Raw genomic sequence first — 14,793 nt, 5'->3', positions numbered from 1 at the left:
CGGTCAGCCGTCGTGGGCCATGTCGACGAAGCGGGAGTAGTGGCCCTGGAAGGCGACGACGACCTCGGCGGTGGGGCCGTTGCGGTGCTTGGCAACGATGAAGTCGGCTTCGCCGGGGCGGGTGGACTCGCGCTCGTAGGCGTCCTCACGGTGCAGCAGGATCACCATGTCGGCATCCTGCTCCAGAGAGTTGTGCGTGGCGATGCCCTCGGCAACGAAGTTGTGGGTGCCGAGCACGGTCGCGTCGTACACCTCCTGCTCGCCGATGCTCTCGATCGCGGTGACGGTGTCCCAGAAGATGTCGTTGGTGGCGAGCACTTCCAGATCCGCGTCGCCGAGCACGTCGGCGACCTGGGCAAGACGCTGCCGGCTCGGTGCGTGCTTCCACAGGGTCGATCCGGAGAACTGGGTGCTCATCGCCGCGGCGAACTCGCGGTGGGTGATCTCCTGCTCGGTGAGGGCCGCGCGGACCCGTGACCAGACCTCCTTCGGCACCGTGTCGAGGTTGGTGTTGGGCCGGATGTCACGCAGGGCCGTCGCCACCTCGAGCGCCTTGAGGCCCCGCAGGCCGTGCACGCCGATCTCGTCGCAGAAGCGGAGCTGGTTCTCGGCGCCGTAGACGTGCAGGTGGTAGCTGTCGCGGTAGCCGTCCTTGCGGGCGACCTTGATCCGGCTGAAGATGTTGAACCGCAGCAGCAGACGGGCCAGATCGTCCACCAGACGCCGACTGGTCGACGCGTAGTAGATCCGCCCCTGACCGGCCTTGCTGTCCCAGCGGACCGAACCATCGGTTGCCCACAGGTGCCGGATGAAGCTGCCGACCTGTTCCTTGGGCAGGCCGAACACGCCGGCCGGTACGAACTTCTCGTGGCTGCGCAGGCCGAACAGTCCGAGTTCGTCCAGCCAGGCGGCGATCGGGTTTCGCTTGCCGCGGGCCAGCCGGTACGGCGCGGGCAGCCGGAGGGTGGTCACTCGCGCGGCCGCGTACTCGTCGCGCACCCCGGTGATCCCGAATCGGCGCTTGGCGGCCGAGGCGACCGCGTCGAGGTTGTGCTCGTCGATGCTGGCGTACCGGATCGGCTGCCGGCGGACGAAGGAGCCGTCGCCCAGCAGGTGGGCGAGGAGCGTCACCTCGTCGTCGTCCCACGGCTTCAGCTCGAGCGGCGGCGGCACGTGCCGCAGCGAACCGATCCGCGCGCCCGGAGTCAACTCCCCCAGCGGCTTCCAGCCGTCGTAGGTGAGGAACGGGTGGTTCGCGGTCGCCTTGATCTCCCGCCCGGAAGCGAGCTTGAGCCGGAAGACCTCCTTCACCCCACTGGGGAACGCGTGCGTCAGGGTGCGCGGCACCAGCTTCAGCCGGTCGTCGAGCGACCACACCGGGACGTCCCGGGCGTCGTCGGCCAGCAGTTCGCCGAGCGTCACCTCGGCGCCGGTGTCGGCGCGCATCAGCCGGGTGTCGGCCGTCAGGCAGCCCGACTCACGCAGGTCGGAGGTCATCGGGCGTTTGTCGGATCGTTGCTCTGAGCCACGGTTCAGCTGGCAGATGGCGACGACGGGGAGCTCGAGCTCCTTGGCGAGGAGTTTGATCGAGCGGGAGAACTCGGAGACCTCGAGCTGGCGGGACTCGACCTTCTTGCCGGACGTCATCAGCTGGAGGTAGTCGATGACGATCAGGCGGAGGTCGTGGCGCTGCTTGAGGCGGCGGGCCTTGGCGCGGATCTCCATCATGGTGAGGTTCGGCGAGTCGTCGATGAACAGTGGGGCCTCGGAGACCTCGCCCATCTTGCGGGCCAGGCGGGCCCAGTCCTCGTCGGTCATCTTGCCGTTGCGCATGTGGTGCAGCGGGACCTTGGCCTCGGCCGAGAGCAGACGCATGGTGATCTCGTTGCGGCTCATCTCCAGCGAGAAGATGCACGAGGTCAGGCCGTGCTTGATCGACGCGGAGCGGGCGAAGTCCAGGCCCAGCGTGGAGTTGTGGGTCGGCACCATCGTCTTGCCGGCCAGGTAGAGGTGGTCGGGGTTGTCGACCTCGACGCAGCGGACCGGGACCGATGCGACCGGCTCGACCCGCTCGATCCGGCGGTCGGGCTCACCGAGCACACCGGTCGTGACGCCGTGCCCGGCGATCTCCCGCGGCGCGGACTTCGGCACCGCCGGGGTCAGGCCCGGGTACGCCGACATGGCGCTGTGCAGGTCGAGCGTCGTGCAGACGACCGGCTGGCCGCCGTCCTCGACGACCCACTGGTGCTCGGCGTCGGCGACGATCGTCGTACCGTCGGAGAAGGTCAGCTGGTAGCACGGCCGGTCGTCCATCACCTCGGTCGCGGCGACCACGCGGGTCGGGCGGCCGTCGGCGTCGAGCAGCACGTCACCGGTGGCCACCTCGCCCATCGTCGTCCAGCCGGACGGCGTCGGCAGCGGGGTGTCCAGCGCGAGCGCCTTGCCCATCGCGGGACGCGCGGCGACGATGATCATCTGGCCCGGGTGCAGCCCGTTGGTCAGCTCGTCGAGATCGGTGAAGCCGGTCGGGACCCCGATCATCGCGTCGCCGCGGGAGTCGATCGCCTCGATCTCGTCGAGGGCGCCCTCCATGATGTCCTTCAGCGGCGCGTAGTCCTCGGTGGTCCGCTTCTCGGTGACCTGGTAGATCTCGGCCTGGGCCTCGTCGACGACGTCGTCGACCTCGCCCTCGCCGGCGTACCCGAGCTGGACGATCTTGGTGCCGGCCTCGACCAGGCGGCGCAGGATCGCCTTCTCGCGGACGATGTGCGCGTAGTAGCTGGCGTTGGCGGCCAGCGGCACCGAGGCGACCAGGGTGTGCACGTACGGCGCGCCGCCGATCCGGGCCATCTCGCCGCGCTTGGTCAGCTCGGCCGCGACGGTGATCGCGTCGGCCGGCTCGCCCCGGGCGTACAGGTCGGTGATCGCGTCGTAGACCGACTCGTGCGCCGGCCGGTAGAAGTCCGTGCCGCGGACGGTCTCGATGCAGTCGGCGATCGCGTCCTTGCTCAGCATCATCGCGCCGAGCACGCACTGCTCGGCGGCCAGGTCCTGCGGTGGCGTGCGGTCGAAGCCCATCGCCGGGTTGCGTTCCTCGTTCCCGCCGTCCGGCCCCCCGCGGAACTCCGCAACGCTCACTGCCCGACCTCCTCGTCCGCCCACCGACCCGCCCAACGGGTCGAACACGTGATCGAACCGTATCCGGCGTCGCCGACAGTTTTCCCCGACCCACCCAGGCCCCCGAGTCGGGCGGACGGCGTCGGTCACGCGACGGTACGCCGGAACGGTCGCGAGCCGGTAGCCGGATGTCCACAGGGGGTGTGGATCACCTGTGGGAAACCCCGCGAACTCCTGTGCACAGGTTGGGAACAACCCTGTGGATATCTGTGGGGAAAGCTCCACAACATCCCTCTGACCTGCGGTTTTGCGAACTCACAGGTGTGGAGGAGAAAAAGATTCGAGACAGTTCGGTCCGGTGCGTTGTGCACAGCCCGCGCCAGGCACAATGAGGCCTATGCGCCTTACCAGCAGCCAGGACCGGGAGATCCTCCGGCTGGCGGTGCCGGCCTTCTTCGCCCTCGTGTCCGAGCCGTTGATGCTGCTGGCCGACTCGGCCATCGTCGGTCACCTCGGCACCCCGCAGCTCGCCGCCCTCGGGATCGCGGGCACGATCCTGCAGACGCTGGTCGGCATCTGCGTCTTCCTCGCGTACGGCACTACGTCGGCGGTCGCGCGCCGCATCGGCGCCGGCGACCACAAGGGCGCGCTGGCCCAGGGCATCGACGGCCTCTGGCTCGCGCTGCTGCTGGGCGTCGTACTGGCGGTGGTCGGGGTCCTGCTCGCGCCAGCCGCGATCGGCGCGTTCAACCCCTCGCCGGACGTCGCCGACCACGCGGTGGTCTACCTGCGGATCAGCTGCCTCGGCATCCCGTCGATGCTCCTGCTGCTCGCAGCGACCGGCGTACTGCGCGGGCTGCAGGACACCAAGACGCCGATGATCGTCGCGATCACGGCCAACCTGTTGAACATCGTGCTCAACCTGGTCCTGGTCTACGGGCTCGACCTGGATATCGCCGGCTCCGCCCTCGGTACGGCGCTCGCCCAGACCGCCGCCGGCGTCGCGCTGGTCGTGGTCGTCGTCCGCGGCGCCCGGCGCGACGGCGCCAAGCTGCGCCCGGACTTCCCCGGCATCCGCGCCTCGGCCCACTCCGGCGTACCGCTGGTGGTCCGCACGCTCACGCTGCGGGTCGCGATCATCCTGGCGACCTTCGTCGCCACCTCACTCGGTACGACGTCCGTCGCGGCGCACCAGGTCGCGTTCACCCTCTGGTCGTTTCTGGCCCTCGCGCTGGACGCGATCGCGATCGCCGCGCAGGCGCTGACCGGGCGGGCGCTGGGCGCGGGTGACGTCGAGGGCACGCGCGCGATCACCCGGCGGATGATGTGGTGGGGACTCTGGTCAGGCGTCGTCGGCGGCCTCGCGCTGTGGGGCCTGCACACGGTCTACGTGCCCTGGTTCACCGAGGACCCCGCCGTCCGGCACTCGCTCTCGGCGGTGCTGCTGGTCGCGGCGCTCTGGCAGCCGGTGAACGGCGTCGTGTTCGTGCTGGACGGCGTACTGATCGGCGCCGGCGACGGCCCGTACCTGGCGGTCGCCGGGGTGATCGCGCTCGTGCTGTACGTCCCGCTGGCGCTCAGCGTCATCTGGTTCGACGGCGGGGTCGTGGCCCTGTGGTGGGCGTTCGGCGGGTTCATGCTGCTCCGCCTGCTGACCCTGCTCACCCGGGAGCGCCGGGACGCGTGGCTGGTCACCGGCGCGGTCCGCTGACCGCGCCGGCGTCGCCGCCTACTGGGAGATGCCGACCGCGTCGCGGACGCGGTCCAGCACGACCTTGGCGCGGGCCCGGGCCCGGACGGCGCCGGCCTCGAGCAGGTCGTCCAGGTCGCTGCCCGGCGCCATCAGTTCGTCGTACCGGGCGCGCAGCGGGCCGATCTGGGCGTTGATCACCTCGAACAGCTCGTTCTTCAGGTCGCCCCAGCCCATCCCGCCGGCCTCGAGCCGCTTGCGCATGTCGGCCAGCTGCTCCGGCGACGCGAACTGCTCGTAGATCAGGAACGCCGACGAGCTGTCCGGGTCCTTCGGCTCCTCGACCGGCGTGCTGTCGGTGGCGATCCGGCGGACCAGCTTCTTCAGCTGGTTCTCCGGCGCGAACAGCGGCAGCGTGTTGCCGTAGCTCTTGCTCATCTTGCGGCCGTCGATGCCCGGCAGCGTCTTGGCCGCGTCGTCCTCGGGCAGTACCAGGCGCGGCACCTTGAGGTTGTTCTCGCCGAACAGGTGGTTGAACGTCCCGGCGATGTCCGCGGCGTACTCGACGTGCTGCGACTGGTCCTTGCCGACCGGTACGACGTCGGAGTCCATCAGCAGGATGTCCGCCGCCATCAGCACCGGGTAGTTGTACAGACCCATGTTGACGCCCGCGTCCAGGTCGGTCTTGCCGGCCTCCGCGTTCTTGTCCCGGGCCGCCTTGTACGCGTGCGCCCGGTTCATCAGGCCCTTCGCGGCCACGGTCGACAGCACCCAGTGCAGCTCGAACGTCTCCGGTACGTCGGACTGCCGATACATCGTGATCCGGTCGGTGTCGAGCCCGGCCGCGATCCAGGTGGCCGCCACCGAACGGGTGTAGTGCCGCAGCTGCTCGGCGTCCCGCAGCACGGTCAGCGCGTGGTAGTCGGCGATGAAGTACATCGCGTCGTAGGAGTCGGCCAGCTGCAGCGCCGGCCGGATCGCGCCGATCAGGTTGCCGAGATGCGGGTCGCCGGTCGGCTTGATCCCGGTCAGCGACACCGGACGTGCGGATTCCATAGCCATATCTCTATTCTCCCAGAGCCTGTCGGCTGCTGGATCAGATGCTGCGCAGGTGGGGCTCGCGCTGGTCGTAGAAGAGGCCTTCGGGCGGCGGCACGGTCGCGAGCGGGCGGGCGGTGTACTCGCTGTGCGCGCCCCGGCAGCCGGCGAACGGGCCGTCCGGGTTGAGCAGCACGTGCATGTGCGGGTCGGCGTGGTCGCGCCACCAGACCGACATCCCGGTCGCCGGGTCCAGCCGCAGGTGCTCCCAGGCGCGCCAGATCGAGTCCAGCCGGCTCAGCGCCTCGGCGTGCCGGAACCACTCGGGGCACCAGACGAAGGTCTGGCCGAGGCGACGCGCGTACAGGTAGACCAGCCGGTCCTCCACGAAGGCCGCGACGTGCGGGTAGTACAGCTCCATCACGTCGTCGTCGTCCATGGCTCCACTCCTTGCCCAGTGCTACCGATCGGCCGGACGGCGCGACCACTCCGGTCACGCCGCCTTGTTGCAGACCTCATTGTCACCCGCGGCGATCGTTCGGGTTCGGCGGGCTCCACTGCGCCTGACCCCACTGCTGCTGCCCGGGCTGCTGCACCGGCTGCGGAGGTTGCGACTGGTTGTCGGGCGCCGCCGGCCAGGTCGCCTGGGCAGGACCGAGCGGGTTGTGCTTCGCCTTCTGACCGGCCGCGATCCACGGGTTCGATCCGGCGCCGGCCGGGCCTGCGGTCGACGCGGCGCCCGGGTCGAACTGCGCCAGCGACGCCCGGACCGAGGCGGCGTCCGGGCGGGCCATCCACGGGATCGTCCTGATCATCGTCGCCGGCGTACCGGAGGCGAAGACGACCGCGCGGCCGGGCGGCATCGAGGTCAGGTCGGAGACCTCCATGATCGCGTGCCGCTGCACCTGGCTGCTGTGCGAACGCTTGCCACCCTCGTACGAGACCGTGTTCGAGTTGATGTCGTACTCGCCGATCAGCTTGCTCAGGCGCTCCAGGAAGTTCGAGTCGGAGACACCGCCGCCGTACACGCGGATGTTGGCCGAGGACCAGAGCTTCTCGATGCCGTGCTCGCCCCAGCACTCCACTCCCTGGGCCCAGGATTGCAGGATCGTCATCAGCACGATGCCGCGGGATCCGAAGTGGCTGTAGAGGTCGGGCAGGTCCTTCCAGCGGCAGACGTTCGCGGCCTCGTCCAGTACGCCGACCAGCGGCGTAGGCAGCCGGCCCATCGGGCAGGTCTTGGCGTACTCCTCGGCCGCCTCGACGATCGCGACGGTGAGCCCGGCGACCAGCGGGCCCGCCGTACCGGTGCCTTCCTTGGACAGGCTGTACAGCGTGCCGCTGCTGCGGACGAAGTCGTGCGGGTTGAACTGCGGCCGGTTGTCGGCCGGGCCGTTCGGGTTGACCCACTTGGCGACCTGGCGGTTCAGCAGGAACTGCACGTTCGGCTGGGCGGTGCCGAAGACACCGGCGCGCTGCTTGTCCGGCAGGCTGTAGAGGCTGGCCATCTGCTGCGCGGGCAGTTCGTAGCCCGGGGTGTTGTCGAGGATCCGGGCCGGCTCGTCGTTCAGCTGGTCGGCGAGCCAGAGGTACACCTGGTTGATCGGCCGCTTGGCCAGCGCGGCCGCGAGCAGCAGTCCGGCCAGCAGGTCGGCGGCCACGGTGTCGAAGTAGGCGTCGGACCGGGCGCCCTCCTGGCGCTGGCTGTTGACGATGTGGTCGGCGAACTGCCGGGCCTTCACCTCGTCGGTGACGTAGCTCAGCGGGTTCCACCACCAGGTGGGCTCCTCGTCGGCGACGCCCTGCGGGTCGAACACCCAGACCTGGCCCTTGGCGCTGCGCGGGCCGCGGCTGGCGTCGACGATGTCGCGCTTGTTGGAGGTCGCGATCACCGCGCCCGGCGCGTCCAGGATGGCCGGTACGGCGCGGGTCGTGGTCTTACCGGTCCGGGGTCCCCAGATGTCGATGTGCATGTCCTCCCACGAGCCGAACAGCTCGAGGTCGTCCCGCACGGTCCGGCCGATGAAGACGCCCGGACCGGCGTGCCCGGCGCCGAGCCGGTTCGCGGTCTCCTGGGCGCCTTCGCGGAGGATCTTGCGCAGGTCCTTGCGGTTCGACATCAGGAACGCGTGCCGGTCGACCCGGGACTTGCTGCTGGTCCGTCGCCGCAGCAGCACGAAGACGCCGACGATGAGCGCCGCGACCACGACGATCTCGGCGATCAGTACGCCGGTGGCCGCGCCCGGCCACTCGTAGTCCCCGGAGATCAGGTCGATCGGGACCGACAGCGGGTTGCCGCCCGGCTTCTTGTCCCCGCTGATCGCCGCCCCGATCGAGGCCGCGACCCAGGTCCCGACCGAGACCAGCGCGACGATGCCGATCAGTGCGAACAGCGCGATCGCCTCGGGCGAGATCGCCGCCCCGCCGGTGCTCTTGCGTCCCTGTGCCATCAGTCGTCAACTCCGCTTCGGGCGACCACTCGGGTGGTGGGGTCGGGCGGAGGCAGCGCGGCCGGGTCGTCGAAGGTGTACTCGGCCACCACCTCCTCGGTCCCGTCGTCGGCGATCTCCACCTTGAGCGGGCGGCCGTCGGCGCCGGTCTTCCAGAGCTTGTTGGTGTCGTTGATCTCGCGCTCGACCGAGGTCAGCCCGACGTGCACCGGGATGCCCGGCCGCCCGCCGACCTTGACCAGGAAGTTGCCTCGCCCGGGCGGTGCGGCCTCCTCGCCGGTGGCCGGGTCCCACGCGGGCGGGTCCTGCCAGCCGATGAGCATGTTCTGCTCCTCCTCGGACATCGGCACGACCTCGGTCAGGTTCTCCATCTCGGCCCGCGGCAGACCGCCGCAGATCACCATGCCGGAGCGCTCGACGAAGCCCTTGGCCTTCATCCGGTCCTCGGGGTGCTCCAGCGCCAGCAGGTCGGACATGGTGTGCGAGATCATCGCCATCCCGACACCGCGCTGCCGGTTCAGCCGGGTCAGCGCGTCGACCCGGTCGACCAGGCCGCGCCCGGCCCGCAGTACGCGCCAGAGCTCGTCGAGGATGACGAAGTAGTGCCGCCGCGGCTCGAGGCCGGCGTCGGCCAGCGCCTGCGAGACGGCGACCGCGCCGAACCCGTACGACCAGCAGGCCAGCAGTACGGCGGCCTGCAGGTTGGTCTCGGAGTCGTCGATGTTGGACACGTCGAAGACGACCGGGCGGTCCAGCTTCATCGGGTTGTCGGTCTGCTCGGAGAAGATCTCGCCGAGCCGGCCACCGCCGACCAGACCGATCAGCGAGGCCTCCAGGCCTTCGGTGATCTGCCGGTACCGGTCCAGGCTGCCGCGGTCGAGGGTGACGTTGCGGACCCGGTCCGGTGCGTCCTGGACGACCTTGAGCAGGTCACGCAGCACCGGCGTGCCCTCGTGGCGCTCGTCGAGCACCTTGAGGGCCTCGTCGATGATGGTCTCCTCGCGGTCGGTCGGCGGCGCCGAGCGCATGATCGAGATCAGCGCCGAGACCATCGTCTGCCGACGGCCGTGCGCGTCGGCCTCGATCGCCTGCCGGGCCGAGCCGGTCAGCCGCAGCGCGGCCTGGCGGGACTCGCCGGGGTCGAGCACGTTGAGGTGGCCGCGGCCGCGGCCGAGCTGGATCACCTGGCCGCCGAGCGCCTCGATGAGGTCCTTGTAGTCGGGCTTCAGGTCGCCCAGGACCAGCGGCATCACGCCGTACCCGGCCAGGCCGAGCGCCATCCGCCGCGTGATCGTCGACTTGCCCAGACCGGGCTTGCCGAGCACGAACATCGACGGGTTCGAGATCAGCTTGGCCCGCATGAACCAGCTGATCGGGTCGCAGCACATGGTCGCGCCGGACAGGATGTTGCGGCCGATCGGTACGCCGACCATCGGGCTGCCGGTGCCGGACGCGAACGGCCACATGCCGCACACCTGCACCGTCGTACCGCGCCACTCGGCCGGGGCCTGCAGGTACGTCGAGTAGCCGCCGCCCATTCCCGGCCAGCCGCGCGGCATCGGGCGGCGGCCGCCGCGGCTCGGGTCGACCGGCTTCTTCTTCTTGCTCACAAGCTCTCCTGTCGACTCACAGCGCTTCCCGGAGGCCGGCCGGAACCGACAGGTGGCTCTGCATCACGACACCGAGCGGCAGCCCGGCGACGAAGGCCGAGTCCTGCGACCCGTACGCCGGGCGCAGCAGGACCCGCGCGGTGGCGCCGAGGTTGTCGATCGCGGCGATCATGTCCGGCAGCTGCTCGGCGGTCATCACCGTGCCGGTGACGACCATGCCGAAGTTCACCAGGCCGGCGCCGCGGGCCTCTTCCTGCGCCGTGCGATCGGCGGCCCGGGCCTCGGCCATCGAGCGGGCCGACGGCCGCGCGGACGCGGTGGCGCGGAACGAGGCGTTGCGCTTGTCGGCCTCCACCATCCGGGCCGCGGTGGCAGCGTCGAGCGGCCGGTACAGCAGGGTGACCCGCTTGCGGTCGATGTCCGGGTGCGGCCCGACCAGCTGGGCCAGCACCGACGAGAACACCTCACCGCGCGGCGCCTGGGTCATCTGCCACGTCATCGACCAGGCGCTGTCGTGCCGGTACTTGTCCCAGAACGCCTGGGCGCCGGCCGGGCCGACGTCGGTCCACTGCAGCTCCGGCGCGATGCCCTGGCCGCGGGCCTCGTCGATCAGCACCGCGGCGGCCGGGTCGTAGGCGATCCGGATGGTCTCGCACAGCTCCTGGGCGGTGACCGGACGGGCGGCGCCCGCGCCGGTCGAGTTCAGGCTCTGGGTCAGGGCCGGCAGCCGCGACGCCAGCTCGCGGCCCATGTCGTCTTCCTTGCGGCGCTTGCCGTTGCGGTCGGTGCCCTTGAACGTCAGCGCGACCCGCGCCGACACCAGCGCCGAGCCCTCCGGGTAGGTCTGAATGACCTCGGCGAGCATCGCGCGCGCGATCGCCGGCGTACCGTCCTGCATGTTCTGGGAGACCTCACGGCGCAACCGGATGCCGGTGTCCGGGGCGGTCTCGACCGTGACCGAGGCGGCGACGATGCCCGGCTCGTGGCCGAGCGAGGCCAGCCACTGACCCCAGTGCGCCACCCAGACGTCGACCTGGTCCTCGTCGACCAGCGACGCGCCGTCCGGCTCGGCGTTGATCACCACGGTGAAGTGCCGGGTGCTCGGGTAGAAGAGCAGCGCGAACGGGCGGCCGTAGGAGTCCTGGTACTCGCTGAGCTGAGAGGCCGCGGCGAGACCGGGGAGCTGGAACTTGCCCCACGCCGTACGGCCGAGAGGTCCCGATCGGTAGATGTTGTGCCTGGCCATCTTCGCTCGCTGCCATCCAATCCGGGTCGAGAGCCTTTGCAGGGCGGAGTGCCCGTGCTTGTCCTTGGTCATCAGCAGCAGCAACGCGGTGCCGACGATCAGCAGTGACACCAGCGCGCCGGCCACGCCGCTGGTCAGGGTGGCGATCATCGTGACCACCAGCCCGAACATCATGATGGCGGTGCCGAGCGTGCCCATCCCGGCGATGCCCGCCGAAGCGGGCGCCCGCCAGTTGCCGTAGGTCCTCGGCGCCGTTCGTACGCTGTCAGCCGCTGCCACTTGGTCCCTCATCCGCACCGTCGGTTGCTTCGCTTGCTACTGCCTTCGCGCCGTCCACGCCCTTCTTGACGGCCACCGCGGTGGCGACCACCGCGATGCCGACCGGGCCTGCCGCCGCACCCGCACCGGCCGCCGCACCTCCGGCTGCCGCGCCACCGGCCGCGGCGCCACCACCGGCCGCGGCACCGCCTGCCGCTGCGCCACCGCCCGCGGCCGCACCACCACTCGCTCCGCCCGCGGCGCCACCTGCTCCGGCACCAGCACCTCCGCCGGCACCGGCTCCGGCTCCACCACCGGCCCCGCCTCCGGCACCGCCGCCCGCGCCGCCACCGCCACCGCCACCACCGCTGCCGCCGCTGCTACCGCTGCTACCGCTCGCCTGCCCGGAGTTCTGGGATCCGCGCGGGCCGGAGCTCGGCGGGGAAGAGTTGCTGGTGCTGGGGCGACCGACGTTGCGGGAACCGGTCGGTCCGTCGCTCTCGCTCGAGGTGCTCTTGGTGGCTCCGTCGGCGAGCTTGTCCGCGCCGACCATCTTGGCCGCCAGCCCACCGGCGCCGGCCGCACCCGCGGTCGCGGACACCATCGGCGCGACGAACCGCATCAACGCCGGCATCGCGAACAGCGCGAGCACCAGCATGGTGACGCCGGTGACCATGTTCATGATCGCCGTCGCGGGGTCCTGCTCGGTGAAGGCCAGCGGACTACCGGAACGCTCGGCCTCCTCGAAGGCCGCGCCGGTCAGCTTGATCGCGGTCGCGTAGATCAGCGCCGACACCGGTTTGTACAGGATGAAGGCGACCAGCCAGCCGAGGATCCGCTTGAACCAGCCGCGGCCCATCTCGGTGTTGGTCGCCGCCGCCGCGACCGGCAGCACGCCCAGCAGCAGGATCAGCATCGCGTACCGGACCACCATCAGCACGACCTGGATCACCGACGCCAGCAGGGTGATGATCGCGATCGCGATCATCAGCCCGATCCCGAGCGGGCCGCCGCCCTGGGTGGCCGACAGCCCGAACAGCACGATCATCGCGTCACCGAAGGCCTGCGGGTTCGCGTCGCCGAGCGCACAGGTCCAGCCGGTCGTCTGGTCGGTGTCCAGCGAGGTCGCGACGATGCACTTGGAGAACTGGTCGCCGACGCTGATCAGCAGCTGGGCGAGCCCGATCGCCAGCGTGGACGCGATCGCCAGCGTGAACAGGGACTTGAGGATCTCGCGGGCCGAGTCACCGCGGCTCGACCAGGCCATCTGGGCGCCGCCGACGATGATGCCGATGACCGCCGCGAAGACCGCGAGCCAGGAGGTGTGCTCCCACAGCCAGCCGACGGTCGCGCTGTCCGGCCGGCCCTGGGTGTCGCCGATCGCGGGGGTGTCGATGAAGACCCAGAAGGTACCGATGGTCCCCATCACACTGCCGACGGCCTTGGCCAGCTCGCTGAGAATCGGATCGAAGATCAACGCTATCAACGCCTCGACTGCGGGGGTGAGAGCATCCAGCAGGAAGTCCCGGATGCAGGCGTCCCAACCGTCGTCGCACAGGAGTGTCAGCATGTCAGCTCCCGGTCTTCGGTGAGACGAAACGCAGGATGGCCGGCAGGGCGACGACGGCGAGCATCATCATGGCGACGCCGGTGATCACGGCCAGCGTCTCGTCCGTCGCGCCTTCCGGCGTACCGATCAGCGTGATCGCGGCCGCGTAGATGATCGCCGCTATCGGTTTGTAGAGGATGAACCCGGCCAGCCAGGCGACCGCCCGCTTGAACCACATCATCCCGGCCTCGGTGTTGGTCGCGGCCGCGGTCAGCGGCAGCACGCCGACGAGCAGGATCAGCATCCCGTACCGGACCACCATCAGCGCCAGCTGGATCAGCGACGTGACGACCATCAGGATGCCCATCACGATCACCAGCATCAGGCCGACGCCCTCGGTCTTCAGCGGGTTCACCAGGATCTCGCCGATCCGGGTGGCGAACGTCGACACCTCCGGTGTCGGTTTGCCCGGGATCGGCTCCGGTGGTGGCCCGCCCTTGATCGCGGCGTCGACGATCCACTCCGAGAAGCTGTCCGCGACCTGGATCAGCGCGCCGGCGAAGGCGACCGCGCCGGCCGACACCACCACCATCGTGAGCAGGCTCTTGATGATGTCGCGGACCGCCTCGCCGCGCTGCGCGAGCGCCATCCGGACGCCACCGACGATCATCGCGACGGTGGCCGCGAAGATCAGGATCCACAGCGTGCGCTCCTGCACGAACGCGATCGCACTGTTGTTGCCGAGCTGCGGGGTGTCGATGTCGATCCAGAGCGTGCCGACCGCCGTCATCACCATCTCGACCGCCTTGATCACGACGGCCTTGATCGCGTCGAAGATCAGGTTGAACAGGCTGCCGATCGCCCACTCGAGCGCGTCGCCCAGCTTCTCCGAGATGCAGTCGCCCCAGTCCCACGGCGCCCAGGAACAGCCCAGCGTGATCATCAGGCGCCCCCGAACCGGACGTAACCCTCGAGCGACTGCAGCACGTCCGGCGCGACCGCGCCGTTGAAACTGCCGTCGGGCTGCAGGACCAGCTTCCAGTCGTTGTTGATCCACAGCAGCGTGACCGGCAGGCCGGCCACCTTCTGGCTGTCCAGGCGGACGGCGATCGAGACGATCGCGCGGTTCGGCAGGTAGTCGATCACCTTGAAGCCGGTGAACTGCGAGGTCTGGCCGGTGTTGCGCGGGGTCGGCGAGGTCCGGACCGCCTTCAGCGCCAGGTTGCGGCCTTCACCCGGAGCGATCCGGTTGCGCAGCACCGCCTCGGTCAGCTGCGGGTTGCGGATCTGGCCCAGCGTCACCATCGCCGCCAGTACGGCGCCGGTCGGCGAGTGGGCGAAGCACGAACGCATCCCCTTGGCGTCCTCGACCGCCGGCCCGCCCTGCTCCTGCAGCGGGATCAGCATGTTCGTCTCGAACTGCCAACTGACGGCGCCCGGGGCCTCGCGGGGAATGCGCTGCGGCGGGTTCTTGGCCCGGCACCCGCCGGTGCCGTCGGGGTTCACCGGAGCCGACGGCGTCCGGGGCGGCGTCGTCGGGTCAGGGGTGGCCGGCGGTTCGGTGGGCTGGTCCGTCGGACCGTCGGTCGGCCCGAGCGTGGGCGTGACCGAAGGACTCTGCCGGCTGGTCGGCGACCCGTTGCCGCCGCCCGCCACCAGCCAGACCACGAGACACACGACGACCGCCCCGATGACGATCGCCGAGGCGACGAAGCCGCGGCTCTCCCAGATCGGGGCGTCGTCGCCGTCGTCCCCGGGTCCGGAAGAGTCGCGTCCACTGAACCAGGCCATGGTGGATCAGCCCCTGGACGTACCGTGCAGGGCGGTGCGCGGTG

General features: G+C 70.4%; 10 protein-coding genes. 1 reads left to right on the top strand and 9 read right to left on the bottom strand.

Annotated elements, in window-relative coordinates; all coding sequences use genetic code 11:
• Positions 1-3 precede the first annotated feature (3 nt).
• Positions 4-3,138 (bottom strand): replicative DNA helicase, encoded by a 3,135-nt coding sequence (locus tag ABD235_RS24465; protein ID WP_425553168.1) that lies wholly within the window; start codon positions 3,136-3,138, stop codon positions 4-6.
• A 376-nt stretch (positions 3,139-3,514) separates the two neighbouring features.
• Here ABD235_RS24465 and ABD235_RS24460 point away from each other — a divergent pair, with 376 nt between their 5' ends.
• Positions 3,515-4,828, top strand: coding sequence for an MATE family efflux transporter (locus ABD235_RS24460; RefSeq protein ID WP_344177931.1), 1,314 nt, complete (start codon positions 3,515-3,517; stop codon positions 4,826-4,828).
• A gap of 18 nt (positions 4,829-4,846) precedes the next feature.
• On the opposite strand, the gene ABD235_RS24455 is transcribed toward ABD235_RS24460, so the two are convergent.
• The 8 genes from ABD235_RS24455 to ABD235_RS24420 all read right to left on the bottom strand — a co-directional run bounded on the left by ABD235_RS24455 (position 4,847) and on the right by ABD235_RS24420 (position 14,749).
• A complete protein-coding gene (locus ABD235_RS24455; RefSeq protein WP_344177929.1) occupies positions 4,847-5,863 on the bottom strand; it encodes a tryptophan--tRNA ligase in 1,017 nt (338 codons plus the stop codon).
• A gap of 40 nt (positions 5,864-5,903) precedes the next feature.
• Positions 5,904-6,284 carry a DUF4913 domain-containing protein gene (locus ABD235_RS24450; RefSeq protein WP_344177927.1) on the bottom strand — a complete coding sequence of 127 codons (381 nt, stop codon included), beginning with the start codon at positions 6,282-6,284 and terminating at the stop codon, positions 5,904-5,906.
• 82 nt (positions 6,285-6,366) lie between these two features.
• Positions 6,367-8,295: a type IV secretory system conjugative DNA transfer family protein gene (locus tag ABD235_RS24445; protein ID WP_344177924.1), complete on the bottom strand. Its 1,929-nt coding sequence runs from the start codon at positions 8,293-8,295 to the stop codon at positions 6,367-6,369.
• Positions 8,295-9,905 (bottom strand): ATP/GTP-binding protein, encoded by a 1,611-nt coding sequence (locus ABD235_RS24440; protein WP_344177922.1) that lies wholly within the window; start codon positions 9,903-9,905, stop codon positions 8,295-8,297. Before ABD235_RS24440 ends, ABD235_RS24445 begins: the two co-directional genes overlap by 1 nt.
• A 16-nt stretch (positions 9,906-9,921) precedes the next feature.
• Positions 9,922-11,430: an SCO6880 family protein gene (locus ABD235_RS24435; RefSeq protein ID WP_344177920.1), complete on the bottom strand. Its 1,509-nt coding sequence runs from the start codon at positions 11,428-11,430 to the stop codon at positions 9,922-9,924.
• A complete protein-coding gene (locus ABD235_RS24430) occupies positions 11,417-12,979 on the bottom strand; it encodes a TrbL/VirB6 family protein (protein WP_344177918.1) in 1,563 nt (520 codons plus the stop codon). The genes ABD235_RS24435 and ABD235_RS24430 overlap by 14 nt, the downstream gene beginning before the upstream one ends.
• 1 nt (position 12,980) lies before the next feature.
• A complete protein-coding gene (locus ABD235_RS24425; protein ID WP_344177916.1) occupies positions 12,981-13,901 on the bottom strand; it encodes a TrbL/VirB6 family protein in 921 nt (306 codons plus the stop codon).
• Positions 13,901-14,749 (bottom strand): DUF8175 domain-containg protein, encoded by an 849-nt coding sequence (locus tag ABD235_RS24420; RefSeq protein WP_344177914.1) that lies wholly within the window; start codon positions 14,747-14,749, stop codon positions 13,901-13,903. The genes ABD235_RS24425 and ABD235_RS24420 overlap by 1 nt, the downstream gene beginning before the upstream one ends.
• Positions 14,750-14,793: the final 44 nt, after the last annotated feature.

Origin of the sequence: Kribbella lupini, assembly GCF_039529595.1 — a bacterium.
In the GTDB taxonomy this organism is placed as follows: domain Bacteria; phylum Actinomycetota; class Actinomycetes; order Propionibacteriales; family Kribbellaceae; genus Kribbella; species Kribbella lupini.
This window is presented reverse-complemented; position numbering and strand designations above follow the sequence as displayed.